Origin of the sequence: Asticcacaulis sp. SL142, from assembly GCF_026625745.1 — a bacterium.
In the GTDB taxonomy this organism is placed as follows: Bacteria; Pseudomonadota; Alphaproteobacteria; order Caulobacterales; family Caulobacteraceae; genus Asticcacaulis.
Map to the genome: position 1 here is coordinate 3,146,874 of NZ_CP113061.1, position 25,109 is coordinate 3,171,982.

29 protein-coding genes are annotated in these 25,109 nt (G+C 58.1%); 22 read left to right on the forward strand and 7 right to left on the reverse strand.

The genetic code is table 11. From position 1 onward, the window contains the following. Positions 1-81 precede the first annotated feature (81 nt). From OVA03_RS14370 to OVA03_RS14405, 8 genes are all read left to right on the forward strand, one after another. Positions 82-1,290 (forward strand): glycosyl hydrolase 53 family protein, encoded by a 1,209-nt coding sequence (locus tag OVA03_RS14370; RefSeq protein ID WP_267525728.1) that lies wholly within the window; start codon positions 82-84, stop codon positions 1,288-1,290. 93 nt (positions 1,291-1,383) lie between these two features. After that, positions 1,384-2,730 (forward strand): hypothetical protein, encoded by a 1,347-nt coding sequence (locus OVA03_RS14375; protein WP_267525729.1) that lies wholly within the window; start codon positions 1,384-1,386, stop codon positions 2,728-2,730. Positions 2,731-2,794: 64 nt separating this feature from the next. Next, entirely contained in the window at positions 2,795-4,390 is a 1,596-nt protein-coding gene (locus tag OVA03_RS14380) for a tetratricopeptide repeat protein (protein ID WP_267525730.1), read from the forward strand. Between the two features lie 63 nt (positions 4,391-4,453). Continuing rightward, entirely contained in the window at positions 4,454-5,221 is a 768-nt protein-coding gene (locus tag OVA03_RS14385; protein WP_267525731.1) for a ThuA domain-containing protein, read from the forward strand. A 52-nt stretch (positions 5,222-5,273) separates the two neighbouring features. Next, positions 5,274-6,317, forward strand: coding sequence for a hypothetical protein (locus tag OVA03_RS14390; protein WP_267525732.1), 1,044 nt, complete (start codon positions 5,274-5,276; stop codon positions 6,315-6,317). A gap of 95 nt (positions 6,318-6,412) precedes the next feature. Further along, on the forward strand, positions 6,413-6,721 hold the full coding sequence (locus OVA03_RS14395) for a DUF1778 domain-containing protein (RefSeq protein WP_267525733.1): 309 nt from the start codon (positions 6,413-6,415) through the stop codon (positions 6,719-6,721). Continuing rightward, on the forward strand, positions 6,721-7,266 hold the full coding sequence (locus OVA03_RS14400) for a GNAT family N-acetyltransferase (RefSeq protein ID WP_267525734.1): 546 nt from the start codon (positions 6,721-6,723) through the stop codon (positions 7,264-7,266). Before OVA03_RS14395 ends, OVA03_RS14400 begins: the two co-directional genes overlap by 1 nt. A gap of 65 nt (positions 7,267-7,331) precedes the next feature. After that, on the forward strand, positions 7,332-8,222 hold the full coding sequence (locus OVA03_RS14405; RefSeq protein WP_267525735.1) for a dienelactone hydrolase family protein: 891 nt from the start codon (positions 7,332-7,334) through the stop codon (positions 8,220-8,222). Here OVA03_RS14405 and OVA03_RS14410 read toward each other — a convergent pair. From OVA03_RS14410 to OVA03_RS14420, 3 genes are all read right to left on the reverse strand, one after another. Then, on the reverse strand, positions 8,219-9,607 hold the full coding sequence (locus OVA03_RS14410; protein WP_267525736.1) for a hypothetical protein: 1,389 nt from the start codon (positions 9,605-9,607) through the stop codon (positions 8,219-8,221). The two genes, OVA03_RS14405 and OVA03_RS14410, sit on opposite strands and share 4 nt — an antisense overlap. A gap of 64 nt (positions 9,608-9,671) precedes the next feature. Beyond that, a complete protein-coding gene (locus OVA03_RS14415) occupies positions 9,672-9,869 on the reverse strand; it encodes a hypothetical protein (protein WP_267525737.1) in 198 nt (65 codons plus the stop codon). A 252-nt stretch (positions 9,870-10,121) separates the two neighbouring features. Continuing rightward, positions 10,122-11,111, reverse strand: coding sequence for a glycoside hydrolase family 43 protein (locus tag OVA03_RS14420; RefSeq protein ID WP_267525738.1), 990 nt, complete (start codon positions 11,109-11,111; stop codon positions 10,122-10,124). A 109-nt stretch (positions 11,112-11,220) separates the two neighbouring features. Between OVA03_RS14420 and OVA03_RS14425 the strand changes: the two genes are divergently transcribed. Next, positions 11,221-12,243, forward strand: coding sequence for an alpha/beta hydrolase (locus OVA03_RS14425; RefSeq protein ID WP_267525739.1), 1,023 nt, complete (start codon positions 11,221-11,223; stop codon positions 12,241-12,243). A 39-nt stretch (positions 12,244-12,282) separates the two neighbouring features. Beyond that, positions 12,283-12,495, forward strand: coding sequence for a hypothetical protein (locus OVA03_RS14430; RefSeq protein ID WP_267525740.1), 213 nt, complete (start codon positions 12,283-12,285; stop codon positions 12,493-12,495). A 43-nt stretch (positions 12,496-12,538) separates the two neighbouring features. Here the strand turns inward: OVA03_RS14430 and OVA03_RS14435 are convergent, their stop codons facing one another. From OVA03_RS14435 to OVA03_RS14445, 3 genes are all read right to left on the reverse strand, one after another. Next, positions 12,539-13,624, reverse strand: a complete 1,086-nt coding sequence (locus OVA03_RS14435; protein WP_267525741.1) for a DUF2336 domain-containing protein — start codon at positions 13,622-13,624, stop codon at positions 12,539-12,541. Positions 13,625-13,708: 84 nt separating this feature from the next. Next, positions 13,709-14,545 carry a hypothetical protein gene (locus OVA03_RS14440; RefSeq protein ID WP_267525742.1) on the reverse strand — a complete coding sequence of 279 codons (837 nt, stop codon included), beginning with the start codon at positions 14,543-14,545 and terminating at the stop codon, positions 13,709-13,711. A gap of 291 nt (positions 14,546-14,836) precedes the next feature. Then, positions 14,837-16,669 carry an ABC-F family ATP-binding cassette domain-containing protein gene (locus tag OVA03_RS14445; RefSeq protein WP_267525743.1) on the reverse strand — a complete coding sequence of 611 codons (1,833 nt, stop codon included), beginning with the start codon at positions 16,667-16,669 and terminating at the stop codon, positions 14,837-14,839. A 74-nt stretch (positions 16,670-16,743) separates the two neighbouring features. Here OVA03_RS14445 and OVA03_RS14450 point away from each other — a divergent pair, with 74 nt between their 5' ends. Beyond that, on the forward strand, positions 16,744-17,226 hold the full coding sequence (locus tag OVA03_RS14450) for a YcgN family cysteine cluster protein (RefSeq protein WP_267527734.1): 483 nt from the start codon (positions 16,744-16,746) through the stop codon (positions 17,224-17,226). A gap of 13 nt (positions 17,227-17,239) precedes the next feature. Here OVA03_RS14450 and OVA03_RS14455 read toward each other — a convergent pair whose 3' ends face one another. Then, entirely contained in the window at positions 17,240-17,716 is a 477-nt protein-coding gene (locus OVA03_RS14455) for a hypothetical protein (protein WP_267525744.1), read from the reverse strand. A gap of 100 nt (positions 17,717-17,816) precedes the next feature. Here OVA03_RS14455 and OVA03_RS14460 point away from each other — a divergent pair, with 100 nt between their 5' ends. The 11 genes from OVA03_RS14460 to OVA03_RS14510 all read left to right on the forward strand — a co-directional run bounded on the left by OVA03_RS14460 (position 17,817) and on the right by OVA03_RS14510 (position 25,102). Continuing rightward, positions 17,817-18,131, forward strand: a complete 315-nt coding sequence (locus OVA03_RS14460; protein ID WP_267525745.1) for an endonuclease domain-containing protein — start codon at positions 17,817-17,819, stop codon at positions 18,129-18,131. Positions 18,132-18,304: 173 nt separating this feature from the next. After that, positions 18,305-18,715: a hypothetical protein gene (locus OVA03_RS14465; protein ID WP_267525746.1), complete on the forward strand. Its 411-nt coding sequence runs from the start codon at positions 18,305-18,307 to the stop codon at positions 18,713-18,715. Then, entirely contained in the window at positions 18,624-19,904 is a 1,281-nt protein-coding gene (locus OVA03_RS14470) for a DNA-packaging protein (RefSeq protein WP_267525747.1), read from the forward strand. Before OVA03_RS14465 ends, OVA03_RS14470 begins: the two co-directional genes overlap by 92 nt. A 153-nt stretch (positions 19,905-20,057) precedes the next feature. Next, the gene (locus OVA03_RS14475; protein ID WP_267525748.1) at positions 20,058-21,248 is read left to right on the forward strand and encodes a phage portal protein; all 1,191 of its coding nucleotides are present in this window, start codon (positions 20,058-20,060) and stop codon (positions 21,246-21,248) included. After that, complete coding sequence (locus OVA03_RS14480) at positions 21,241-21,477, forward strand: hypothetical protein (protein ID WP_267525749.1); 237 nt, start codon at positions 21,241-21,243, stop codon at positions 21,475-21,477. The genes OVA03_RS14475 and OVA03_RS14480 overlap by 8 nt, the downstream gene beginning before the upstream one ends. Continuing rightward, positions 21,467-21,883: an HK97 family phage prohead protease gene (locus OVA03_RS14485; RefSeq protein WP_267525750.1), complete on the forward strand. Its 417-nt coding sequence runs from the start codon at positions 21,467-21,469 to the stop codon at positions 21,881-21,883. Before OVA03_RS14480 ends, OVA03_RS14485 begins: the two co-directional genes overlap by 11 nt. Before the next feature lie 234 nt (positions 21,884-22,117). After that, positions 22,118-23,335: a phage major capsid protein gene (locus OVA03_RS14490; RefSeq protein WP_267525751.1), complete on the forward strand. Its 1,218-nt coding sequence runs from the start codon at positions 22,118-22,120 to the stop codon at positions 23,333-23,335. A 205-nt stretch (positions 23,336-23,540) separates the two neighbouring features. Beyond that, the gene (locus tag OVA03_RS14495; RefSeq protein WP_267525752.1) at positions 23,541-23,804 is read left to right on the forward strand and encodes a head-tail connector protein; all 264 of its coding nucleotides are present in this window, start codon (positions 23,541-23,543) and stop codon (positions 23,802-23,804) included. Next, entirely contained in the window at positions 23,801-24,130 is a 330-nt protein-coding gene (locus OVA03_RS14500; RefSeq protein WP_267525753.1) for a hypothetical protein, read from the forward strand. Before OVA03_RS14495 ends, OVA03_RS14500 begins: the two co-directional genes overlap by 4 nt. 2 nt (positions 24,131-24,132) lie before the next feature. Continuing rightward, positions 24,133-24,540 (forward strand): DUF3168 domain-containing protein, encoded by a 408-nt coding sequence (locus tag OVA03_RS14505; protein ID WP_267525754.1) that lies wholly within the window; start codon positions 24,133-24,135, stop codon positions 24,538-24,540. A 154-nt stretch (positions 24,541-24,694) separates the two neighbouring features. Beyond that, positions 24,695-25,102, forward strand: a complete 408-nt coding sequence (locus OVA03_RS14510; protein WP_267525755.1) for a phage major tail protein, TP901-1 family — start codon at positions 24,695-24,697, stop codon at positions 25,100-25,102. Positions 25,103-25,109: the final 7 nt, after the last annotated feature.

The following is a 25,109-nucleotide window of genomic DNA, read 5'->3' on the forward strand; positions in this document are numbered from 1 at the left end:
ATTAAATCGCCCTCTTGCCAAGTGTCGTCAAACGCGTCACCATTGATCAAAAATAATCACATTTGATCTCAGGAGGATCGCATGGGCAACAGAGGCATCAACCGCCGCCAGATGACGCGCGCTTTGGGCTTGGGCGCAGGGCTGTCGACCCTCAGCGCCTTGCCCACGTACGCGGCCACCACCAAACGCCCGTGGCCGTTCCTGATCGGGGCGGACGTGTCGTGGATACCGCAGGACGAAGCCGAAGGGGCGATTTATTTCGCGGATGGCGTCCAAAAAGACCCGCTGGAGATCCTGAAATCCGCCGGTTTCAACGCCATCAAACTGCGACTGTTTGTGAACCCCGAAAATGGCTATTCCAAGCGCCATCCTGACAAAAAATGGTGCGGCATCGATCAAACCATCGCCTTTGCCAAGCGCATCAAGGCTGCAGGGTTGCACTATTCCCTGACCTTTCACTACAGCGATACCTGGGCCGACCCTGAGCATCAGAACGTCCCCGCGGCCTGGGCGGGACTGGACACCAAAGGCCTGATCGACGCCGTCTATCGCCACACCCACGACAGTCTGTTGGCTATGGCTAAGGCGGGCGTATCGCCCGACCTGATACTGATCGGCAATGAGACGACCTTTGGGACGCTGTGGCCGCAGGGGCGGGTGCCGCTGACTATTCCGACCGGCAATCCGATCACCGACGGCAACCATATGAAGGTCGAGAACGCGGGCGGATTTGATGTGTTCGCGCAGTTCCTCAAGGCCGGATTAGCGGCCTGTTATGATGCGGCGCCTGACGCTAAAACTGCCGTGCACAACCATCTGGGCCGCCACTGGCCGATCGTGCAGAATTGGATGGATAACCTGATCAGTCGCGGTGTGCGCTTCGATGCCACCGGCTTTTCGTGCTACCAGCAGGCGGCTGAAGGCGACTGGGAACGCACCTTTGCCGAATACGCCAAACGCTACCCCGACCACGGGTTTTTCGTGGCCGAATATTCCAGCCGTAAGCGTTATGTCAACGATATCGTCCATGCCCACCCAAACGGCTGGGGCGCCTATATCTGGGAGCCGACCCGCCATCAGGAGGCCGTGTTTGACCGGTTCGGCCACAACGCTGGCGAAGGCCCACGCCCCAACCTGATATCCCAGGGCCTCAATGCCGCCGAAGCCCCCGGGTCTACACCGTCCGCACCAGCTCCGGCCCGCGCGCGAACCGTAGGTGGGCGCTATGACGCCAACAATCTGCTCGACATCTACCGGCAAATGGCCAAGGATTATGGCGCAGGCCGCTAATCCGGCGCGGGGTTTGCAATTCCCGGCGTGAGGCTTGGCACGGCGTCCCCTTATGAGACGTAATCCGTGTCCTGACGGCCTGCGGGGATATCGATGTTTGAATTTGGTCGCGAGTTAAGACGTATTTTCGGCAATCAGGGACGGTTTGAATCGGACTCCAGCTTGTACGAGTTGCTGAATCTTGAGTTGCTGATCTCTCAGGGTCGCAGCCTTGACATAGAGGCCGGCCGCGTCTCGACCAAGAACCGCTTTGATCCCCACATCGAATCCGCGGTTATCTGGCGCGAATATGCCCGCCGCACCGGCGACCCGCTGGCCATGCGCAAAGCCGCCGCCGCCGCTGAGTCCGCCGGCAAAGACGCCAAGACCATCGCCCAGGCCGTGCAGGCCGTGCTGGAGCAGGCCCTGACCTGCCTGACCGGTGCTGACCTGTTTGAGACCGCAGAACTTCTTACCTCCGCCGAAGGCCTGCTGGCCGAAGGGCGCGTCGCTATGGCGGGCATCAGCCCCGCCGATCCGGTGCTTAATGCGCGCCTGTCGCTGGTTGAAGGGATGCTGGGTGCGCGTCTGGCCCTGCGCGAAGGGGTGGGCGAACTGGATGCCGCATTGGGTGCCATGGCCCATATCGACCGTGCCGTGGAAAAGTTCGACAAACAGGTCCGCCTGACCAAGACCAACCGTGACAAAATCTGGGCCGCACAGGCGCGTCTGGAGCGCGCCGACCTTTTGATGGCGGTCGGTATCGACCGTCAGGATTCCAGCCTGTTGGGTGCGGTCATCAAGGATCTTGAGGCCGTGCGCGCCCGCCTTGATCCGGCCTATGAGCCCGTCACCTTTGCCGCCATCGTTACCCGTCTGGCCGAAGCCCACATTCATCAGAGCCAGATCGAAGGCAATGCCGAAGCGGTATCCATTGGCATCGCGTTACTCAGTGCCGAAGACGAACTGATGGTCTATGAGCACAGCCCGCTCGATTGGGTGTGCCATAAGATGGCCCTGTCGCGGGGCTTAGAGGTGCTGGCGACCCTGACCGGCGCTGACTACATTTTTGACAAGGCGCTGGCCGTCTATGATCTGGCGCTCAAGCGGCCTTTGCAAAAGGGCCTGGGGATACGAGCGCGGCTGATGAGCCTGCGGGCGTCGTGTCTGGCGCAACGTGCCGAAGCCACCGGCGACCTTAAGGCGCTGGATGATGCCGAACGGGCGTTTAAGGAGCAGCTGCGGGCCACACGCCCGCTCGAAGACCCCATTGACTGGGCGATCCTTCAGACCAATCTGGGCAAGCTTTATGTGACGCGTGGCGACATCACTGGCTTTATGCTGGAGCGCGCGCAGGCGGCCTACGCCCTTGATGCCGCCAAGGAAATCTTCCTTGAGCACGGCCTGCACAGCCTCGCCACCACCGCCGAAAGCCATCTGGTCAGGCTTAGGGGGATTTAAATACAGCGCGTGACAAACGGCGCGTGCTCACATAATCATACCGCAAACTATGGGGGCGTTTTCTATGCAGCGAAATCTTTCGGTCTTGACGGCGGCGGCTGTCATTGGGAGCGCTTTTGCGCCGTTTCATACCGCTCAGGCAGTGCAGGTCCATCCGCCTCAGACACAAACTCAAACTCAGGCGGACACACCGGCAAAACCGCACCCTGAATCATCTGGCCCGACATTGGAAATGACGCGCCTGTTCCTGCAAATGTCGAAATATGCCAAAGCCGATGACACCGTAGGGGTGGTCGCAACACTCAAAGAGATAACCGCGCACCCGGATTTTGCGGGGCTGTTCGTAGATATCAGACGCGACCTCTATATCCAACTGGCGGCCTACCAGTATGATCTCGCCGCCTATACTGACGCAAAGGCCTCCCTTGATAAGGCCGGGGCCCTGAAAGGGACACCCATGACCGCCGGATACTGGATGATGCGTTCCGGTCTGGCCATGCTGACAGATAATCAGGCTGAGGCCGTTGAATCTTACACCCAACTGGCCAGACAGTTTCCGGACGCAGTGCTCAAGTCCAACCCGTCTTTGGTGTTCGGCCTCATCTATACGAGCCGGTCATTGAATGATAAAACCGCGCATAAAAGTTTGCTCGAAGCCTTACATACCATCCCTATTATATCTCGAGGCCACGACAGTGCCGAGGATCTATGGTTTGAATTGCTGGAAATTTATGTCAGCGATGGCCAGACCGACAAGGCCAAAGCCATCGCCAACGCATTTACAACGCCGCAACATCTTATCATGTTGAGAGTGGATAAACGCTACCAGTCTCTGCGTACGGTAATCGCCGCAGACATTGAAACAGCACTCGAACACGAACTCGACGAAGATCGTGCGACGATCAAGGCTAATCCCCGTAACCTCGGCGATATATTGCGGCTGGTCAACGCCTTAATGGAACAGAACCGCACAGCGGCAGCCCTGGCTATCCTTGATACAGAACTGACAAAGATTGAAGCCGCACCGAAAGATAAGCCCCCCTTTGATGACCTCAAAGACAGCTATGACTGGGCGCTGGATACTCGCGCTCAATTGTTGCGTCAATTGGGCCGATACGATGATGCCGAAAAGGCGTTTATCAAAGCGTCTCAGTTTGCAAAAGAAAATGGTACAGATTCTATAGGCAGCATGATCAATCTGAGCGGTTTCTACCTCAGCCAGTCACGTCCCGCAGAGGCGCTCAAAGTTGTTAGCCGCACCGATACCAAATCCGCGCACATCTACGGTAAGATGGCCAGTGAGGCTATGTTTATCTGCGCCAGCGCTCAACTTGGGGAGACGGATAAGATTAAGGCGCCCCTCAATCGGATGCTGGAACCGGAAAATGTCTCTGCCGCCTATTTGCCCGCATCCGTCGCGCTGGTCTGTGCGCAGGATGCGGATAGGCTGGCCGAGCTTATCATATCACATATCAAAGATCCGAAGACCCGCAACGCAACACTTATGAGCCTTCAGGGATATCAGGACGCTCCGGCCAGTACGACCTATGATCTGGCGTTAAATGGTTACTATAAACGGGTTGTCCAGCGCGATGACGTTCAAGCCGCCGTAAAGACATACGGTGAAATCATCGCCGTTCCGATACAACGGATGAAATAGCGGCATTGCGCGGGGGCGGTGGTTGTTATCCTATAGGGTAACAATAAACCGAGGGATAAAAACATGCAGCGCAGGGCGATTATATCAGGCATGGCGGCGGCGATCATGGCGCCAAAAGCGGCGTGGGCAGACACGCAGTTCAAGGTGCTGGTGATCGGTATGCCTAGCAAATACCATTACGAGTATGTCCCCGTCGCGCGCGAAAGCCTTGAGCGGATGGCCAAACTCCATAATTTTGAGATGGTGTGGAGCCACAATGCTTACGGCTTGGATCAGGACCTTAAGCCCTATGCGGCCATTATGTTGCTCAACACCCCGACCGAGGATTTATCGGTCGATCATCGGGCGAAGTTCGACGCCTATGTGCGCGCCGGCGGCCATGTCATGGTCGTGCACCGCGCTGCCATTGCCCTACCGGCGGATAGCTGGCCGTGGTATGAAAAGCTGGTTGGGCGTACTGTGGGTGTCCATCCCATGCTGCAAACCGGCGTGGTGACGGTGGTCGATAAGACCTTTCCGGCGACCTTTGGATTGCCGGAGCGCTGGATCTGGAGCGATGAGTTCTACACCACCACCAACCCGCATAATGTGAAGATTACGCCGGTGCTGAATGTCGATGAGACCAGCTATGATCCGACCAAGATCTGGCCCGGTCAGGTCGTCAAAGGCATGGGTAAGGATCACCCGATCGCCTGGTATCACAGCTATGAAGGCGCGCGCGTGTTTGTGACGACGCTGGGGCATAATGTCGAGATGTACCGCGACCCGCAGTATCTCAGTCACCTGCTGGGCGGCCTCTATTGGACCGCCACGGGCTTGGGGCGGGGGTAGGGGTTTTACCACCCTAATACCCCACAAAGTAGCCATTCAAATCAGAGTAAACATGCCTAACAGAAACCCAGTATTACCCCTGAATATTCAAGCCGCTCTGATAGATTTCGGAAAGGCGTTATCGAAAGGCCGTGTTGTCGAGGCCCAACTGGATGCCCTTATTAAAGATTTGGACACGCTGCCTGCGCAGGCAATAACTGCGGTTGACAGCTCAATCGCCTACCTTGCAAAGCTTCACCGACAACCTCACACAAATACCTCACTTTTAAGTCTTTTTCAGCCAGATATTTCAGCCTTAGCCTTACTCAAAAAGACGCCTAAACTGGCTCATATTTATCTGTTCCATCGCGATGGCTATGTGCGTGAAGCTGCCCTTCACAGCTTCAACACGGCCCCGCAATCTCCTTTTTTCCTCGCCGCTATTGCCTACAGACTTAATGACTGGGTTCAGCCGGTACGTGTGACGGCGCAATATTGCGCGAAACAGATTTTCCCCAAGGTTGCTCCAGAGGTGGTGGTGGGTGCAGCCCCCTATTTGATTTCGCGTTGGAAGTATTGGGGCAGGTGGAAGCAAGAGGATGCATCGATTATCGACAGCCTCTTCGATCGAACAGATGTTATGGCGCTATGGGCTGAAAGATATTCACGCGCCACAACAGGACCTCTTGGGACTGAGCTAAGATTTATTTTACGCAGCGATGGTTTTGACACCTATCTGCATGGTCTGGCACGAGGCGCAATAGCCCCTAGCGTAAGGGCTACCGCCTTGAAAGCCCTATTAGATGGCTTCGCAAGCTGGCCGATAGGCTTTGACAGACAATGGATCGATAAGCGCTTTCACATTTACAGAAGAATTACACGCTACGCGCAGCGCGACCTCAAGGTGCAATACGACAAAAACACTCTGATCCTTGAAGGACTGTGTGATAAATCCCCTGCGGTTAGACGTATCGCCGCAGATGCGCTCATCGAATGTCGGGTCAGGTTTCCAGAAATCTTCGATACCATTACTCGTCTTCAATCAGACCGCAGCCCATCCATTAGGGAGCGTGGCGATTTCCTCGCCCGTAAACGGGCAGAAGAAATTGATAGCTAGTCGAGTCAGATATTTAACTTAGCAACCCACATCTTGACTCGTACGCCATTTTGACGTACAAATTTGGCTAATCAATGCGCCAAAGGAGGCGGCAGATGTTAGCTTTCAATGATGCGACTACTGAAATCGATGAGCCGAACAGTGAGCGGATGAATTTCCGCACCAAAGCGCGGATCAAAAAAGCCATTCAGCGGGCGGCGGCCTTATCTGGCGTTGACGATTCCGCCTTTACCTTAAGCGCCGCCTACCAGTCGGCTCTGGCCACCATTGCCGCCCATGAACGCACGCTGTTAGCACCCGCCGACCACGAGCTGTTTTTTGCGGCGCTTGATAATCCGGCGGCCCCGACCGAAGCGCTGAAAGCCGCATTCCAGCGCCACAAAGATACGGTCATCTCTGAGTAATGCCAAAACCGGATAGGCCGAACTACGTCATCGCGCCGCTCGATCCCCAAACACATGATCGGGCGGCTTTTTCGTGTGGTGTTGAGGCGGTGGATAACTTTTTCAAAAAGACCGCCAGCAAGCTGTCGAAGGCCGACAATCTGCGGGTTTTCGTCATGACGGATCCCGAGGGTACGGTGATCGGCTTTTATGCCCTCAATGCCCATGCCGTCGATTATCAGGATCTGCCGAAACCCTTTGCGCGCACCCGGCCTGGTCATGGCCGCATCCCCGCCGCCTATATCTCGATGATCGGGCGCGATGTCAGATTTTCCGGGGGCGGTTACGGCGGCGACCTGCTGGCGGATGCCTTGGTGCGCATCCTGAAAGCCTCAGAACATCTGGGCCTTGCCGTAGTTATTCTGGATGTTTTGGATTGCGGCGATCCTGAACGGGTGGCCAAACGACTGGCGCTATATCAGGGCTATGGCTTTCAGCCCTTGCCATCTCAGCCGCTGCGTCTGTTTCTGCCGGTGGCGACGATAAGGCAGATATTTAACGCGTAAAATCCCCATAGCCATGCCCGTCAAAACCCCGTAACCTCACCGGCAAACACACAGGAGAGGCCGGAATGACCGATGATGCCACGCCGCCGTTTAAGCGCGAAGTGCTCCAGCTTTTTGACCAGTATGTGCACGGCGTTATCAGCCGGCGCGGCTTTTTAGAAAGTGCCGCGAAATATACCGCCGGTGCCGCAGGTGCGATCGCCACACTTTCCGCCCTGGCGCCCGACTTTGCCCGCGCCCAAACCGCCGCCGATGACAGCCGCCTGACCACCACCCGCGTCGATATCCCCTCGCCTGACGGCAATGGCACGATCAAGGCTTACCTCGTCAAACCTGCTTCGGTGAAAACCAAGCTGCCGGTTGTGGTGGTCGTCCACGAAAACCGCGGGCTTAACCCGCACATCGAAGACATTGCGCGCCGGGTAGCGCTCGACGGCTATATCGCGCTGGCGCCCGACGCCCTGACCACGCTGGGCGGTTATCCCGGCAATGAAGACGACGCCCGCGCCCTGTTCCAGAAACTGGATCAGCCCAAAACCCGCAACGACTTTGTCGCCGCCGCAGTCTATGCCCGCACGATGTCGGGCAGTAATAGTAATGTCGGGGTGGTCGGGTTCTGCTACGGCGGGGCGATTGCCAATCTTTTGGCCACACGCATCCCCACGCTCAAAGCTGCCGTGCCGTTTTACGGATCGCCCGCGCCGCTGGCTGATGTGCCTAAGATCAAGGCCGAACTGCTGGTCCACATGGGCGGCAACGACACGCGCGTCAATGCGACGTGGCCGGACTATGAAACCGCGCTTAAGGTCGCCGGAGTGCGCTACGCGGCCTATACCTATGAAAACGCCGAACATGGCTTTAATAACGAAACCACCCCGCGTTTTAAGCCTGACGCGGCTAAGTTGGCGTGGGAGCGGACCATGGCCTTATTTGCGCGGACGTTGAAGGCCGCCTAACGCCGCCGGTCGTCATCACGCATCTGACGGATGGCGTCGAGGCGCAGATGTTCCGGCAGTGGGCTGGTGGGGTTCGGATCATCGTCCGGTGTGACCGTACTCAGGTTGCTCATCATGATGTCAGTACCTTCGGGTGTCCGCACCAGGCCCTCCAGTTGGCGCGTTTTCAGGGTCGCGTAGATAAAGGTCAGGGTGAGCAAGGTCGCGACCATCAGCGGCATCAGTACGCGGGTCAGATCATCTGAGGCGGCCAGTAAGGACAAGATCGTCGCACTGAGGATCAGAAGACCCCCGCCCGCCTGAATACCGTGGCCGATGGCGTCGCGTCTCAGCCAGAAGCGGATGAAGTGCGCCTTATAGATCGCCTTGGCGGTCAGGCCGGCATAGGCGATGGGTATGAATTCGCTGACCGTATCGACATAGCTGTCCTCGACCCGGCGGCGGTGGTTGATATATTCAGCCACTTCGGCCCAGCGCTTGCGCCGCAGCGGCCAGTGCGCGGGCGTCTGTTCCGCCCAGCTATCGTCGCGGGCGTGCTCGCACTCGTCGATGCAGGCCTTATACAGCTTTTCCATATCGGCTTTGCGGGCCTTAAGAAACGCGTCCATCTTAAGGTGCAGTTCGCGGATGGTGCCGGTGACCGTATTTTTAAGTTCGGTCTGCTGCCGCAGGACCTCCTTACAGGTGGTGTGGATCATCAGGCCGGTAAAGGTGCCGATAAAGAGCAGAGCCCCCGCTATGGCCAGCAGTGGCAGCCATAAATGGGCGGGCTTCCACAGGTGGCTGCACAGATTGACCAGGCCTATGGCCATAAGGCTGAGGACCGCGCTGATGACCCAGATGGCATGGATTCGGGCCTTGGCCTGACGCAGGCCCGCCGTCTTACGCCTCAGATAGACCTGATAGTTTTTGGTCGTACCCAGCGCCCAGCCTAAGATCCGGTTATGGGCGATGCGGTCGCCAAACGGGTCTGGCGGCGCTTCGTTCGGCGGATGGTCGTCATTGCGGGCGGACTTAGGGCTTGCATCATAACCGAGGCTCCGCCCCAGCGCCTTGAGCCGCTGCATCCTGAGTTTATAGGGCGACATCCGGGCGATGATATCATCAAGGCTGGCCCCGTCCATTTTCAGGCCGTCGAACCAGGCGTCTGGCTGGCGCGAGGGGACAAGGTGGGTCGCCTCGAACCTGTCCCAGTCTTCGCCTTCGATCAATTGACGCAGGGTGTTGAGATCGGGTGCTTTGATATCGATGTCTTTGAGCTGATAAAAGTCACTTACAGCGACAATGTGCGGGTTATCGTCGCGCGCTATGCGTTGCGCCGTGGTGACGAGGCCACTACCGACGGCCGTGATGTATCTGGTGCGGATCTGGGGATGTCCAGCCATTTGCTTTCCTCCGACTCCGGTCTGAAGACCGAACGTCGAAGGGATAAGCTTCAACGTCCGGCGGTTAAGCCTGCGGGCCTTGCGGGTCGCCGCCGCCGGGAAGATTCCGGTGGGCGGGCCGTAAAGTTCCGGCGCGGTACGACATCATGGCGTACTTAGCCGGCAGGTTATGTTCAGACACGTCGATAACCGACGCGTACAGGGTCGAGGACGCCGCGAACTGCGTTCCATAAGCTTCTGAAATGTCATTGATGCTGAGCATCTAACAGTCCTTGCGGCGATTAATCCAATAAGCAAAGGGTAGTTGTGGCGGGAGATTTCCTTAATGCCGTCCGTCTCGAACCCCCGGTGAGACCTTGGCTGAGGAGACCTGCGGGTGCCCCAATCCCTTTAAACCTAGTTAATATATACCTAAAATTACCCACGGTCACAATGGCGATGTGATCACAAACTATGAATGTGTATGCACAAAAAAGTGTGTGCGATTATTTCTAAACTCTGAGGATAGTCCGGCCTAGGGTTTGCGCGGCGCTGATAAACCCGCCTCGGTTTGCTCGACCGGCTGCATAGTGCCATCGGGGTTGTAGTACAGATGCTCGGCCCGCACGGCGCGCCTGCCGATCGCGCCGGTCTGATCACCGATGGTAAGCGACGCATCATGGTAAAAGAAATAGTCCTTACCCTTAAACGTGATAATGCCCGGATGGATGGTAAAGCTGTTTTTGCCGGAACCGGTCAGCACGCCTTGATACGTCCACGGGCCGGTGATCGACGGGGCGGTGGCGTAGGATATAGTCTCGTCCTTATCTTTCGACTTATCGCGTGAGGCATAGGTCAGGTAATAGATATCGCCGCGCTTGGTGATCCACGGGCCTTCCTCGAAATGGGGCAGGTCGAACTGCTTGATCGGGCCGTCCAGCTCGATCATATTGGGTTTCAGCTTGGCGTAATAGCAGTTGAAATTGCCCCAGATCAGCCAGGCTGTGCCGTCGTCATCAATGAACACGGTCGGGTCGATATCGTCCCAGGTGTGCGGGCCCTGCGGGGTCATCTGGTTAGTGATCAATGCCGTGCCGCGCGCATCGACAAACGGGCCGGTAGGGCTGTCGGATACGGCCACGCCGATGGCTTTGCCGGGCTGGGTTTTGTCGTGCTCAACCGCCGCGTAGAAATAGAACTTACCGTTTTTCTCAATGGTCTGAGCGGCCCAGGCGTCTTTTGCGGCCCACTTGAAATCGGTGGCATTCATGATCGGGCCGTGGGCGGTCCAGGTTAGAAGGTCTTTGGACGAAAAGACGCGCCAGTCCTTCATGGTGAACATCTCTTTCCCGCGGGCTTCGTCGTGGCCGGTGTAGAGATAGACCGTATCGCCCACCACCAGCGGGGCCGGATCGGCGGTGAAGATATCGGTAATCAGCGGGTTTGATCCCGGTGCGCGGGGCTGTGCGGTGGCAACACCGGCGAGCATAAGGCTGGCCAGAATGAGCGGCGTGATCTTCAGCATTTTTGGTATCCCTGTCGGTGTTTTTCCCATTATGGCGGGCTTTGACAGATGTGCAATAGTCTGAGTAAATGGCGGTCACATAACGCTTATAAAACCGGGAAGAACGCTGATGAAGATTTTTGCTCACCTGATGGTGGTGGCGGCCATAATGTGTGCGCCCGCCGCCTATGCTAAACCGGTGACCGTAGAAAAAAATACGGTTCATGGTAAATCGCTGGAGGGCAATCTGGAAGGCAATTCGGCGGATCGCAGCGTGATTGTCTACCTGCCGCCGGACTATGCCGCCAACCCGCAAAAACGCTATCCGGTCATCTATGCTTTGCACGGTTATTCGATCAATAACGAGATCTGGACGCGCGAGATCAAATCACCGGCCACGATCGAGGCGGCCTTTGCGGCGGGGGTGAAGGATATGATCGTCGTCCTGCCCAGTTCGCAGACCGTGCATAATGGCTCGATGTATTCCAACTCGGTCACGACCGGCGATTGGGAAGGCTTTATTGCCCATGATGTGGTCGCCTATATCGACAACCACTACCGCACGATTGCCAAACGTGAGAGCCGGGGGCTGGCGGGCCATTCGATGGGCGGTTACGGCACCATGCGCATCGGCATGAAGCACCCGGAGGTGTTTGGTGCCCTTTATGCTATGAGTCCTTGCTGCATGTCGGCGCGCGGGGCCCCGCCACCAGAGACCGCGGCCAAGCTTGAGGCCTTGAAATCCCCGGACGAGTCAAAGACGCTGGGGTTCATGGAGCGGGCGACACTGGCGGTCGCTTCGGCCTGGTCACCTAACCCCAAGGCCGCGCCGTTTTATGCTGATCTGCCGACCAAAGATGGCGTGGTGCAGCCGGATGTGCTGGCGCGCTGGGCGGCCAATGCACCCAATGCAATGGTGCATCAATATGTGCCTAATTTGCGTCAATATAAGGCGATTGCCCTTGATGTCGGGGACCGTGACGGGCTGAAAACCGATACCGAGGCCCTGCACAAAATCTTAAGCGACTATGGCATTCAGAACAGCTATCAGCTTTATGACGGCGATCACGTCAGCGGCGTGGCTGATCGCTTCCAGAACCATGTCCTGCCGTTTTTTGACAAAAACCTGTCGTTTGAGGCAAAGGGGGAATAGTGTAGTTCATAATATGACGGGATATATTTAGGGGGTAGTATGAAGCGTTCAATGCTATTTATTTTGCGCACTTTGGCTATTGCGATGGCAGCCGTACTGTTCGTGCTTTTCGCAGGCGGCATTGCCCTTAGATATACGCAACGCGAAGGGCTTTTGTCTCAGTCTATGGGCAGCATGGTCGAGGTCGCGGGGTTCTTTTTAGCCATAGCTGCGGCAATATATTTCTTCTACAAAATGGTTCGTATCAGATAGCCAAAACCAGTCAAAAGTACCCGAAGGGCAACTTTTGACTGAGTTAAGCAGCATGCCCTTCCGCTCGGCGCAAACGCCAGAAGCGGATGGTGCGCAGGGCCGTTTCGCGCGGCAGTTCGGCATATAAACGACCATATTCCTGGGCCTTGGCCATGGCGTTTTCCTGGTGGTTGAGCATGATCATGGCGTAGGTAAGGAACAGCGATTTTTCCAGATCGGCAGCCTTACAGGCGATCGCCAAGGCGTCGATCTCGCGCTTTTCCACCAGATGCTTGGCGGTCAGGAAATCAAGATCAGCCAATTGCGACAGGGCGACCAGGAACCAGGTCGGATTCGGATCACGCATATAACGCGCCAGCAGCGGCGGGGTCAGTTTTTCATTCTTACGCAGGGCCTCGATCTCAGCCGAAATGGCCTCATAGTCGGCGGGGTATGAGCCGTGGGCAATTGCGACGCTGTTGCGGCCCTTGCTCATGGCTTCATCCAGAAGCGCCGGATCGAGCTTGGCATTTTCTTCGAGGATACGCTCACGCAGGCGGGCCTCAACCACGAAATACATCTCATTCATCAGATCGGTCGGCAGGTCGGTCCGGCCAATGACGGCGGCATGTAGGTCTGGGTTGGCCTGAGCGCGGGCTACGACCGCTTCGTTCGATTCCCGCGACAGGCGCGCGCCTTCGTTTTTCAAAAGCACGTTCAAAGTTGTGTCGTCACCTCTGCGGACAATGACGCCGGAGATGTTTTCAGTGACGGTTTCCCGGCGCGACACGGCGCGCAAGTGCTCCTGCCCCTGAGTAGTGACGACGTGCAAAAGATCGGTCTCGGACAAAGCGTTTGAGCGCATCAGGATCGGCTCGGCCACATCGATATGATCGACCATCAACTGGCGCAGCAGCCCTTGGGGGGCCGAGGACGCGCCTGACATTTTATGGGCGATTTCGGCGCGGACTACGGCCTCCATCTCCTCGGTCAACTGGCTCATGACCGTGTCATAAAGCTGCATTTCCGCGTCGGAAATGGCGTCAGGGTGGGCCAGAAACAGGTTGGTGACTTCGCGCAGGAGCTCACGGCGTTTGCCGCTCGACGGCTCCTTGGCGAGGTCGATCAGAGATAATAAGGCAGATGACATGTGCAGACCATGTGATTGAAATATTCTATTTCGGAACGCGGTAGTTTTTACGGTTTTGGTTCGGCAGTTTCAGCAACGGGCAGATTATCGCCCGCCGCAGACGTATTGGACAGACTGTCGGGCACCAGACCATAGTCGCGGTGCAGCGAATAATAACGCGCGCTTTGGATCGGTGGTGGCGCTGTCGGTTTCGCTCGCCGCAACCGCCGGGCCACGGTAATATTTGCTGGTGGGCGGAATGTGGTAGGCGTCAGGATCGGGCGCGACCGTCAGGGTCTGTTCGGCCGCAGATGGCGAAGGCGTGAGGGCCATTTTCGTTTCAGGCTTTGCGGGCTCGACAGGCTTTGCGGCAACGGCCTGAACCGGCGCAGGCTTTAAGGTGGCCGGCTTAGGGTTGGGGATCGGTGCCATGGTCACCGGCGGCGGAACCGGCTTTGCTATGGGTTTTGCGGTGGCCGGTTTGGGTGCGGGCGCAGATGCATGACGCACCGCCCCGGCGGCTTCCAGTTCGCGCAGAGCCTCTGGCGTCAGGCGTGGCTGGGGTGCGGGCAAGGCCGGGGCGTTAACAGACGCCACAGTCATTACGGGTGCGGCTTGAGGCGCGACGGCGACGCTGCGCGGACGGTAGATATAGGCTGTTGCCGGTTCCGGCACATAGGGCGCGGGGCGCTCAGTGCGTGCGGCAACCGGGGCCACAGGGGTTATGTTTTGCGGGGCTGCGGGCTGGGCTTTTGGAGCCGTTTGGCTTTGTGATTTTCCGGCCCAGTTCAGGTCTTTTTTGAAAAAGCCACCGACTTCGCCATATGGGCCATATGGGGACGGCGGTACACCATACTGTCCGGCTTTTGGGGCCGTATCTGATGGTTTTCCGGGCCAGTTAAGCATGGGGTCAGGCGCGGCGGCCACAGGCAGCACACTCACCAAAATCCCGCACATACTCAGACGAAACAGAGTCTTTACCATCACATCGCGATCACAAAAAACAGGTTGCAACGCGATGACCCTACGCCGTCAAGTTTAATATCCGCCTAACCAAAAGTGAGGTTTATAGGTATTGCTCCAGGATTAGGCGCATACCCGCACGGTGTTAGCCCTCACCACCGCATCTCGCCTTCGGCTCGTTCGGTCCCCGGCACCGGCCGCCCGGCTCCCCAACACGTTGGGGAGGTGGCAGGCGCGGAGCGTCCTGACGGAGGGGGGCAAACGGTAGGATTACCCCTTCAACGCTTCGCGCATTTCCTCCAGCCCCAGCCATTCCATTTCACCGGCCTCAAGGTCAGATTTCAGGCGGTCGAGCGTGACCATAGTGGCGTCGAACTTTTTCGGGTTTTTGGCATAGAGCTCAGGGTCGGCCAAAACCGCTTCTAGCGCTTTGATTTCCGCTTCCCATTTCGGCATCAGGGCGGTTAAGTCCTCAAGGCGCTTCTGGTCCTTATAGCTCAGTTTTTTGGCGGCGGTTTTGGGGGCAGCAGGGGCCGCGGATGGCGAGGGCGTAAAGGTCTTACCCGTAGTTTTTTCGCGCGATTTTGAGCTGATCTCGCTGAAAAAATCGGGGTTCTGACGCAGGAAATCCTGCCAGCCGCCGGGGGTTTCAACCGCTCCGCCACGCCCGTTGAGCGCTAAGGTCGAGGTCGCCAGCCGGTCGATAAAATCCCGGTCGTGGGACACCAGGATCAGCGTGCCGTCAAAGTCGGCCAGCATGTCCTCAAGCAGGTCAAGCGTGTCCATATCGAGATCGTTGGTCGGCTCATCGAGCACCAGCAGATTGGTCGATTTTGCAAGCGCGCGCGCCAGTTGCAGGCGGTTGCGCTCACCCCCCGACAGGGACTTGACCGGCTGACGTAACTGATTGTCGCGGAACAGGAAATCCTTGGCGTAGGCGGCGACGTGCTTGGGCTGACCCTGCACCAGAATCTGATCGCTGCCGGAATTGGCCAGCATGTCCCACAGGGTTTCATCGCCTTTCAGCGCGTCGCGGCCCTGATCGAGATAGGCGACCTCTAACGCGGTGCCAAGTTTGATTTCGCCGCTGTTGGCCGGTTCCTGACCCAGCAGCAGCTTGATCAGGGTGGACTTACCCGCGCCATTGGGGCCGACGATCGCCAGACGGTCGCCGCGCATGATGCGGGTCGAGAAATCATTGAGCAGCACCTTATCGCCAAACGATTTTGACACCCCTTTGAGTTCGGCGACCAGCTTACCGGACGTGCCGCCGGAATCGATCGACATTTCCATGGTCTTGGAGCGTTGCAGCAGGCGCGCGGAGGCATCGGCGCGCATGGCGTTAAGGCGGGCGGCGCGGCCTTCGTTGCGGGTGCGGCGGGCGGTGATCGAGGAATAAAAGGTCTTGGTTTCGCGCTCGATCGCTTTTTGCAGGCGATTGAGGGATTCTTCGTCGTCCTTCATGACCTGATCGGACCAGGCCTCAAACGACGAATAGCCGGCATCAAGCTGACGGACTTTACGGTTATAGAGCCAGTAACAGCGCTGAGTGACGCGCTCCAGGAAGGTACGGTCGTGGCTGACGACCAGAACCGCGCCCCTAAAGCTACGGATACGGTCTTCGAGGGTTTCAATCGCAAAAATATCAAGGTGGTTGGTCGGCTCATCGAGGAAGATCAGGTCGGGCTCTTCGGCAAAGGCCTTGGCCAGAGCGGCGCGGCGCTTTTCGCCACCGGACAGGCCTGCCGTCTGTTTTTGCGGGTCAAGGCCAAAGGCGTACAGTTCGGCTTCGGCGGTATAATGCTCCGCGCCGGCCGAGGTCAGCCAGTCCAGGAGGGTCTCACCGACCGGCTCAGGTTCCTGAAGCACGAAGGCGTATTTCATGCCGTTCATGACGATGCGCTCGCCGGAATCGGTGTCGATCAGCCCGGCCATCAGGCGCATGAGCGTCGATTTGCCCGCGCCGTTTTTACCGACCAGACAGGCGCGGACATTGCGCTCCAGCGCGATATCAACCCCGTCAAATAACGGGTGGGAGCCATCCATCAGGCGGATGTCTTTGAGGGCGAGCAGAGGGGCTTTGGTGCTGGGTGTTTTGGCCATGGCCAGCCTGTACTATCCCGCACCGCAAACGGCAAGGGCTTGATTTTGACGCGATGCGGGCGGATAAGGCGGCCATGACCGCCGCTGCCAAACCTTTCTGGGAAACCAAGACCCTGTCGGAGATGAACCGCACGGAGTGGGAAAGCCTGTGCGATGGCTGTGGCCTATGCTGTCTGGTGCGGTTCGAGGATGAAGACACCGGCGAGGTGATCCCTACGCGGGTGCACTGCAAGCTGTTTAATCCCGATAGTTGTACCTGCACCGACTATCCGAACCGTAAAAAGTATGTGCCCGACTGCATCAAGCTGACGCCGCACAATATTGAGGCGCTGGAATGGATGCCGAAATCGTGCGCCTATCGGCGGCTGCATGAGGGCAAGAACCTGCCGCGCTGGCATCCGCTGATCACCGGTGACCCCGACAGCACCCATAAGGCGGGCGTGTCTATCCGCGGCCAGACGGTGTCGGAAACCGCCTTTGCCGATATCGAGGACGCGATTGATTTCATGGCGATGGAATGGGCCGAAGATCGCTCGGACTGGGACCCGAAGGGGTAGGGGGCAGCAGTTGCTATGGCAGATTAAAACTGCCTTGGGCATGATCGAAAAGCCTGCCTCCATCGGGCGACCATTGAAGCTCTAGATGTTGTAATTTGTGAAAGGTTTCAAAAAGCTGGCCAAGTCGATTTATTGCGGCTGGATCGGCCTTAAACGAAAATGTGCTGACCCCTTCATAGGGCTCGTCATCTCTGAGGTTGGCGGTAAACTGCATCGCGCAATGGCCCGCATGATCGAGAGTGTAAAAGCGTAATCGAAAATAGCGATACATTTCATCGTCCGGTTTTAGAGAACCGTATTCATAAAAATATTCGTCAGGTAGCTTAGCGGGAAAAGCTTTTAGGGCCGCGCCTATATCTGCCAAATCATCAACCTTGCAATACATGTCTACCGCAGCCGTAAACACGCCGTTCGATGCGCAGAAATACAGATGCGTATGGTATGGCTCTTCGTAAGGGGTTCGTCTGACAATGAGGTAAGGTGCCTTCATATTACGCGTTTACCGCAATTCATGATCGCTATCAAGAACTCCACCTGTTGCAGGGGGAGCTTCTATTTGATCAAACTGATCAAATAGAAGAGGGGGTAAAATGACAGATGATACACGCTCATTTGCCAAGACATTACGCGCAGACATGTCCTTGCCGGAGATGCTGATCTGGACGCGCCTGAAACGTCGTCAGGCTGGAAAGCCTGTGTTTCGCAGGCAATATCCAATTGGCCCTTGTGTGGCGGATTTTTACTGTTCCAAAGCCCGGCTCGTTATTGAAATCGACGGTATGGCGCATGATGTTGGTGACCGGCCTGAACGGGATATTCAACGCGATCAATGGCTAAGAGAGAAGGGGCTTGAGGTTACAGGATATCCGCGAGGGATGTTTTGGCTGATCCTGATGAAGCCGTAGAGGGGATTTTGGTGGTGGCTTTGGGACGTCTGAGGTCGTTCGGGCGGTAAGGTTTACCCCCCCTCTTTTATTTGATCAAATTGATCAAATAAAAGCTCTCCCTGCAACAGGGGGCGTTCTAAAGCTATCCCCGTCCCAATCCCCGGCGTTTGGGGGTGTGTCATATTCGGTGCATGGAAACGACACCGGCCCTCCCTCCCAAAGGAATCAAGACGCTTAAGCGCGACCACATCAACCGGCTAATGAATCTGGCCGATGAAATGGTGCGATATGCCGAAAAGCTTAAACGCCCCACGGAACCGGCCGATGTCGAAAAACACGCCAAGGCGCTTTTGACCGTGACCAAGACTGTGGCGGAAATCCACGATCTGGCCACGCGCACCGAAGCGTCATGCGGAGACGCGGATATGAATGACCCAGACTATGACTCAGATAACGGGCCAGAAAACGGACCCGATGGCGGCAATACCCTTGCCGACTGGCGCAGCTTCTTTGAACGCAAACTCGATCGCCTTGCTGACGCCGCCGGAGAGGCAGGCGTGGCTGAACAGCCTGACGATAGAGCAGTTCAAACACCTCCATAAGACCTGGGCTTTCTGGGCCCGTCCCGTGCAACTGGCACCTAATAGCGACTGGAAAACCTGGCTGTTCTTAGGCGGGCGCGGGGCGGGCAAGACGCGGGCCGGGGCCGAATGGCTGTCGGCCTGTGCGACCAAACGCGCGCGGCTAGCCCTGATTGGGCCGACCCTGCACGATGTGCGCGAAGTAATGATCGAAGGGCCGTCTGGCCTGATGGCCATCGCGGCGGACGATATGCGCCCCGTTTATGAGCCGTCACGGCGGCGGGTGAAATGGCCCAATGGCGCCATCGCCTACACCTTTTCGGCAGAGGAGCCGGAACGGTTGCGCGGGCCGCAGTTCCATCATGCCTGGGCCGATGAGTTTTGCGCGTGGCGTCAACCGGAAGACACGCTGGCCATGCTGCGGATGGGGTTACGTCTGGGTGACGGGCCGCGATTATGTGTCACGACCACGCCCAAGCCGATCCGGGCGCTGAAGGCCTTGATGGCGGAGGCAGGTGTCGAAGTGGCGCGCTCGGCCACGGCTGAGAATAAGGCCGGACTGTCCGAGGATTTTCTGTCGGGCCTGCTGGCCATCTACGGTGGCACCCGGCTGGCGGCGCAGGAACTGGAAGGGGCGATTGTCGATAGCGATGATCATGCCCTGTGGCGGGACGAGGATATTGCGCGTTGTTACGGCGCTCAACCGCCTCAGTTTGACAGCGTGGTGGTGGCGGTTGATCCGCCGGTCAGCGACCACGGCGATGCCTGCGGGATCGTGGTTGCGGGCCGCAGAGACGGGCGTGGTTATGTGCTCCAGGATGCGACGGTTGAAAAACCTTCGCCTCTGGGCTGGGCCAATCAGGTGGTTGAGATGGTGGCCAAACATGGCGCTGACCGGGTGGTGGCCGAAGGCAATCAGGGCGGCGATATGGTGCGCACCCTGTTGGCGACGGCGGGCTGCGATGTGGCGATTGAGATTGTCCATGCGCGGGTCGGAAAACGCGCCCGCGCCGAGCCGGTAGCCGCCCTTTATGAGCAGGGGCGGGTGACGCACTGCGGGGCGGGCCGCTTCCTTAAGCTGGAGGAAGAGATGATGGCGTTAGGACGGGGTGAGTGCGGAAAGTCACCAGACCGGGCCGATGCGCTGGTGTGGGCTTTGACGGCGCTGCTGATCACCGGACGGGCCGAGCCAAGGTTGAGCCGGTTGTAATCGCCTGAACCGTTTCTCCGCCCCATGAAATGGGGAGGGGGATCATCAAGCATAGCGAAGATGATGGAGGGGTAAAATGGCGGGAATACCCCTCCGTCTGCTCGTTTTACTCGCATCCACCTCCCCACTTCGTAGGGAGGAGAAAGAGAGACTATGTCAAAATTTTTAAACCGCCTGTTCGGACGGGTGGAGACCAAACAAAGCGAAGCGCGCAGCCTGATTGCGGTGTCGCAGATGGGCAAGGCCCAGTGGACACCGCGCGATTATGCGTCGCTGGCGTCCGAAGGCTTCATGAAAAATGCCGTGGCGTACAGATGTGTGAGGATGATTATTGAAGCCGCCGCCTCCGTGCCGTTACGGGTTGAGCATGACGGCAAGCGGGTGACCGATCATCCGTTGTGCCACCTGATTGAACGGCCGAATGGCGAGCAGGGTGGGGCTGATCTGCGTGAGGCGATTTACGGATCGCTGCAAACCGCGGGCAATGCCTATGTCGAGGCCGCCGTTATAGATAGTGCCCCGTTTGAGCTGTGGAACCTGCGGCCCGACCGGATGCAGGTCGTCCCCAATGCCAAAGGCTGGCCGGAAGCGTACCAATATAGTGTCGGCGGCCAGAAGATCGCTATTGGCCGCGATGAGGCGGGCTGGCTGAAGGTGCTGCACCTTAAGCTCTATCATCCGCTCGATGACTGGTACGGGTTTTCGCCGCTGGAGGCCGCGGCATTTTCGATTGATGTGCACAATGCGTCGGGCGCCTGGAATAAGGCGCTGCTCGATAATTCGGCGCGGCCTTCGGGGGCGCTGGTTTACGGCACCAAAGGCTCTGAGCGCTTGACCGAAGATCAGTTTGCGCGTCTGAAAGCCGAACTGGCCGAGGCCCATGCGGGTGTCAATAATGCCGGCCGTCCGCTGCTGCTGGAAGGCGGGCTCGACTGGAAGCCGATGTCGCTGACGCCGGCGGATATGGATTTTATCGACGGCAAGCATGCGGCGGCGCGCGATATTGCGCTGTCGTTCGGAGTGCCTGCGCAGTTGCTGGGGATACCGGGCGATAATTCCTACGCCAACTATCGCGAGGCCAATGGCGCGTTCTGGCGGCACACGATTTTGCCGCTGGTCGAGAAAACCACGCGCTCGCTGAGTGCGTGGCTTGAGCCGAAATTTGGCGGTGCGCGCATCGTCTGCGACCTTGAGGGTCTGCCTGCCTTGACGGCGGAACGCGATGCTTTGTGGGCGCGGCTGGAGGCAGCGAGTTTCTTAAGTGAGGCCGAGCGGCGACAACTGGCGGGGTTGGCGGATGTCAAGCGTGAGGCCAATGAATCGAGAGATTACGGCCATGACTGAGGTGTTCGGCGTGCCAGTCACGGTCGTGATCACGGTCATTGTCCATACGGCGTTTGTGTTGCTGTGGGTCGGGCGGATGTCGGCACGGATTGAGGCGAGCGAGAAACGGCTGGAACAACAGGCGGGATTAACTGAACGACTGGCGCGGCTGGAGGAACAGTCTTTGGCGACGCGGGCCTCGCTGGAGCGGATCGAAACCAAGCTGGATCGGAGTAACTATGATCATTGAGGGTTATGCGTCAAAGTTCTTTGAGCGCGATCTGAATGACGATGTGGTCGTGCCGGGGGCGTTTAAGGCGTCACTGACCCGCACTGGGTCTGAGGGCGTGAAGATGCTTTATCAGCATGGCTCCGCCACGCCGGTAGGTGTCTGGGATGAGGTCAATGAGGACGCCACCGGATTGTTTGTGCGCGGGCGGGTGTTTGACCTGACGCCGGAGGCGCGCCTGGTGCAAAGCCTGATCCGGGCTGGGGCGCTGGACGGCCTCTCCATCGGCTTTCGCACATTGAAATCGAGACCGGATGAGACGCGGCGGTTGCGCGTCCTGACCGAGGTTGAACTATGGGAAGTGTCGTTTGTGACCTTTCCGATGCTGCCGAGTGCGCGCCTGATGCGGGTGCGGGAAGCGGCGTGATTTTCCTCCTCCCTTGCGAAGCGGGGGAGGTGGCGCGGCCGCCTTTTGGCGGGCCGTGACGGAGGGGGCAAACGTCCTCCGACCCATTCCCAATCAGCGCTTCGCTTGTTGGTCCCCGGCAGTGGCCGCGCGGCTCCCCCGTAAACGGGGGCAAAGAGTACCCCTCCGTCTGCTCACTAAGTTCGAATCCACCTCCCCACTGCGTAGGGAGGAGATTTTTTCAAGGAGACATGAATGAAAGAAGTTAAACAGGCCACGGCCTCGCCCGAAGTGCGGGCAGCGTTGCACGAAGTGTTGAGCGCGTTCGAAGCGTTCAAGGCCACCAATGATGCGCGGCTATCCGCCATCGAGACCAAGCGCGCCGACGGGCTGATCGACGACAAACTTGAGCGCATCGAAGGCGGTCTGCAAGCCGCTGAGGCGCGACTGAACCGGCTGCTCAGTCTCAAATCCCGTCCGGCCGTTGAGGCGGGCGATGGGCGCGAAGCCGCGGTTACCGAGGCCAAATCGGCCTGGGATGGCTATCTGAAATCCGGTCGTGTGACGCTGGAGCTTAAGGCGGGTCTGTCGACCGCCTCCGGTTCGGGCGCTATGGCGCCGGTTGAGACCGAGCGTTTCATTGAACGTCGTCTGGCCCAGGTGTCGCCCATGCGATCATTGGCCACGGTACGCACGGTAGGGGCGGCGACGTTCAAAAAACCGATCTCGACTGTCGGCGTCGTCGCCAACTGGGTGACCGAAACCGCCGCCCGTCCGGAGACCGATCCGTCAACCCTGAACCTTTTGGAGTTTCCGGCGGCGGAACTTTATGCGGCCCCGGCGGCCACGCAGGCGTTGCTGGATGACGCCTTTATCAACCTTGATGAGTGGCTGGCGTCTGAGATTGAGGACAGCTTTGCCGCACAAGAAACGGCGGCGTTCGTCAACGGCGACGGCGTCAATAAACCCAAAGGGTTCCTGAACTACACCACAGCCGCCGATGCGTCGGCGACCTGGGGCCAGATCGGCCATATCGCGTCGGGCGCTGGGGGCGCGTTTGCCGCGTCTTCGCCGGTCGATGCGCTGATCGATTTGATCTATGCGCCGAAATCGCAGTACCGCAGCAATGCGCACTTTGTGATGAACCGCCGCACCGCCGCCCGCATCCGCAAGTTCAAGGACGCCGACGGTAATTACATCTGGCATCCGGCGACGCAAGCGGGACAATTGCCGCTGCTGCTCGGCTATCCGGTGCAGGAGATCGAGACCGTGCCGGATATTGCCGCCAATTCGCTGTCGATTGCGTTTGGTGATTTCGCCAAGGGCTATCTGATTGTGGATCGGGCGGGGTTGTCGGTTCTGCGTGATCCCTATTCGGCCAAGCCCTATGTGCTTTTCTATACGACCAAGCGCGTCGGTGGCGGGGTGCAGAATTTTGATGCGATTAAAGTGCTCAAATTTGCGGTGAGCTAAGATAGTAAGAACCCCCACCACCCCGCCCGTAAACGGGCGCGGCCCCCCTCCCCGGCACGCCGGGGAGGTATGAGATTGAGCACTTTTTGTCATACCTCCCCAGTTTACTGGGGAGGGGGACCGCACGAAATCGCGCAGCGATGAGATGTGGTGGTGGGGACTCTTTCTTCTGTTATCCGTCACAACCTTACCGAGGATTTTCACCATGTCCGATCCTGTTTCGCTCATAGAGGCGAAGCTGTTCCTGCGTGTCTCTCACGATGAAGAGGACGCGCTGATTGTCACCCTGATTGCGGCGGCAAGTGCTCGCCTCAACGCGGCGCTGGGGCTTACACTCGATGAGGCGTCACCGGCCCCTCTGCGGCTGGCCGTGCTTAATCTGGTGGCCGAGGGGTATCAGTCGCGGGGAGAGATGTCGCTCGAATCTGTTGAGCCGTGGATCGCCGCTTATCGTCAGGTGCGGCTATGACTCTATCCCCGCTCAAGGCGCGCGATCTGCAAACCCCGGCGCGGTGTTATAGCGTCAGCTCAACCGAGACGGCGCAAGGCGGGCGGCTGAAAACCCGCACACTCACCGGCACGATCTGGGGCGATTTTCAGCCGGATGTTCCCGCCTTTGTCACCGGCACTGATGGGCGCGGTTATGTTGTTCAGGCCGCCACCTTCATCGTACGCACACGGGCCGGTATGGCGCCAAACGATGAGCTTCATCTCAAGGGCGCCTATTGGATCATTCGTTCAATCGATGAGGGGGCGGATCAGAATTTTCGCCTTCGCATCGAAAGAACCCTTTGATCATGAACCCGCTCAATGCGCTGCAACAGGCGCTGATTACCCACCTGCGCAGCCAGGATAGTTTGAAACTCTGGCTTGGCAATGTCGTCCGCGTCTATGACGAACTGCCCGAAGAGATCATCCATCCTTACGTCACCCTTGATCGGGTTGAGGCTCGTCCTGTGGCGGGCGGCGGCGATGAGATTACCGAGCAGATCGTGACGCTATCTTGCGTGTCGCGCTTTTACGGCACCGAAGAAGCCAAGGCGGTGGCGGCGGAACTGCGGGTCATTCTCGACAGTGCGCAGTTGACCTTAGAGGGCAACCGGCTGGCGAACCTGCGGGTCAGTTATGTCGACGTGTTTCGCGGCACCGATCAGCGCACAATTTACGGCGTGGTTCGGGTGCGGGTGGTGACGGAGGCTATTTAAAAAAGGTACCCCTCCGTCGGCTTCGCTAAGCTTGCCGCCACCTCCCCACTGCGTAGGGAGGAGGTGGGGCTGCATCTCCTCCCCATTCCATGGGGAGGTGGATGTGAACGCAGTGAACAGACGGAGGGGTATAATTGGAAGAAAGGACAACTACATGGCCCTGCAAAAAGGCCGCGATATGTTGCTGAAAATAGCGGATGGCGAAGCGTTTGTGACGGTCGCCGGATTGCGGGCACGCACCATTTCGCTCAATGCCCGCACAGTCGATGTGACCGACTCTGAGAGTGCTGGCGGATGGCGTGAACTGCTGGCCGGCGCGGGCGTCAAGGCTCTATCGGTGTCGGGTTCGGGCGTGTTTCGTGATGCCGCGTCAGATGCTTTGATGCGCGAGGCATTTTTCGCGCAAAGCCAAAAGACCTGGCAACTGATTGTGCCGGATTTCGGCCGGTTCGAGGGGGCGTTTTTGATCGCGTCGCTGGATTACGCCGGTGATCATGATGGTGAAGCGACCTTTGCTATGACGCTTGCGTCGGCGGGGGAGATCAGTTTTGTCGCTCTTTAACCCCCCT

Bases quoted from the DNA above. Each gene is read 5' to 3' on its own strand.
- OVA03_RS14370 (WP_267525728.1), top strand. From the start codon at position 82: ATGGGCAACAGAGGCATCAACCGCCGCCAGATGACGCGCGCTTTGGGC.
- OVA03_RS14375 (WP_267525729.1), top strand. From the start codon at position 1,384: ATGTTTGAATTTGGTCGCGAGTTAAGACGTATTTTCGGCAATCAGGGA.
- OVA03_RS14380 (WP_267525730.1), top strand. From the start codon at position 2,795: ATGCAGCGAAATCTTTCGGTCTTGACGGCGGCGGCTGTCATTGGGAGC.
- OVA03_RS14385 (WP_267525731.1), top strand. From the start codon at position 4,454: ATGCAGCGCAGGGCGATTATATCAGGCATGGCGGCGGCGATCATGGCG.
- OVA03_RS14390 (WP_267525732.1), top strand. From the start codon at position 5,274: ATGCCTAACAGAAACCCAGTATTACCCCTGAATATTCAAGCCGCTCTG.
- OVA03_RS14395 (WP_267525733.1), top strand. From the start codon at position 6,413: ATGTTAGCTTTCAATGATGCGACTACTGAAATCGATGAGCCGAACAGT.
- OVA03_RS14400 (WP_267525734.1), top strand. From the start codon at position 6,721: ATGCCAAAACCGGATAGGCCGAACTACGTCATCGCGCCGCTCGATCCC.
- OVA03_RS14405 (WP_267525735.1), top strand. From the start codon at position 7,332: ATGACCGATGATGCCACGCCGCCGTTTAAGCGCGAAGTGCTCCAGCTT.
- OVA03_RS14410 (WP_267525736.1), bottom strand. From the start codon at position 9,607: ATGGCTGGACATCCCCAGATCCGCACCAGATACATCACGGCCGTCGGT.
- OVA03_RS14415 (WP_267525737.1), bottom strand. From the start codon at position 9,869: ATGCTCAGCATCAATGACATTTCAGAAGCTTATGGAACGCAGTTCGCG.
- OVA03_RS14420 (WP_267525738.1), bottom strand. From the start codon at position 11,111: ATGCTGAAGATCACGCCGCTCATTCTGGCCAGCCTTATGCTCGCCGGT.
- OVA03_RS14425 (WP_267525739.1), top strand. From the start codon at position 11,221: ATGAAGATTTTTGCTCACCTGATGGTGGTGGCGGCCATAATGTGTGCG.
- OVA03_RS14430 (WP_267525740.1), top strand. From the start codon at position 12,283: ATGAAGCGTTCAATGCTATTTATTTTGCGCACTTTGGCTATTGCGATG.
- OVA03_RS14435 (WP_267525741.1), bottom strand. From the start codon at position 13,624: ATGTCATCTGCCTTATTATCTCTGATCGACCTCGCCAAGGAGCCGTCG.
- OVA03_RS14445 (WP_267525743.1), bottom strand. From the start codon at position 16,669: ATGGCCAAAACACCCAGCACCAAAGCCCCTCTGCTCGCCCTCAAAGAC.
- OVA03_RS14450 (WP_267527734.1), top strand. From the start codon at position 16,744: ATGACCGCCGCTGCCAAACCTTTCTGGGAAACCAAGACCCTGTCGGAG.
- OVA03_RS14455 (WP_267525744.1), bottom strand. From the start codon at position 17,716: ATGAAGGCACCTTACCTCATTGTCAGACGAACCCCTTACGAAGAGCCA.
- OVA03_RS14460 (WP_267525745.1), top strand. From the start codon at position 17,817: ATGACAGATGATACACGCTCATTTGCCAAGACATTACGCGCAGACATG.
- OVA03_RS14465 (WP_267525746.1), top strand. From the start codon at position 18,305: ATGGAAACGACACCGGCCCTCCCTCCCAAAGGAATCAAGACGCTTAAG.
- OVA03_RS14475 (WP_267525748.1), top strand. From the start codon at position 20,058: ATGTCAAAATTTTTAAACCGCCTGTTCGGACGGGTGGAGACCAAACAA.
- OVA03_RS14480 (WP_267525749.1), top strand. From the start codon at position 21,241: ATGACTGAGGTGTTCGGCGTGCCAGTCACGGTCGTGATCACGGTCATT.
- OVA03_RS14485 (WP_267525750.1), top strand. From the start codon at position 21,467: ATGATCATTGAGGGTTATGCGTCAAAGTTCTTTGAGCGCGATCTGAAT.
- OVA03_RS14490 (WP_267525751.1), top strand. From the start codon at position 22,118: ATGAAAGAAGTTAAACAGGCCACGGCCTCGCCCGAAGTGCGGGCAGCG.
- OVA03_RS14495 (WP_267525752.1), top strand. From the start codon at position 23,541: ATGTCCGATCCTGTTTCGCTCATAGAGGCGAAGCTGTTCCTGCGTGTC.
- OVA03_RS14500 (WP_267525753.1), top strand. From the start codon at position 23,801: ATGACTCTATCCCCGCTCAAGGCGCGCGATCTGCAAACCCCGGCGCGG.
- OVA03_RS14505 (WP_267525754.1), top strand. From the start codon at position 24,133: ATGAACCCGCTCAATGCGCTGCAACAGGCGCTGATTACCCACCTGCGC.
- OVA03_RS14510 (WP_267525755.1), top strand. From the start codon at position 24,695: ATGGCCCTGCAAAAAGGCCGCGATATGTTGCTGAAAATAGCGGATGGC.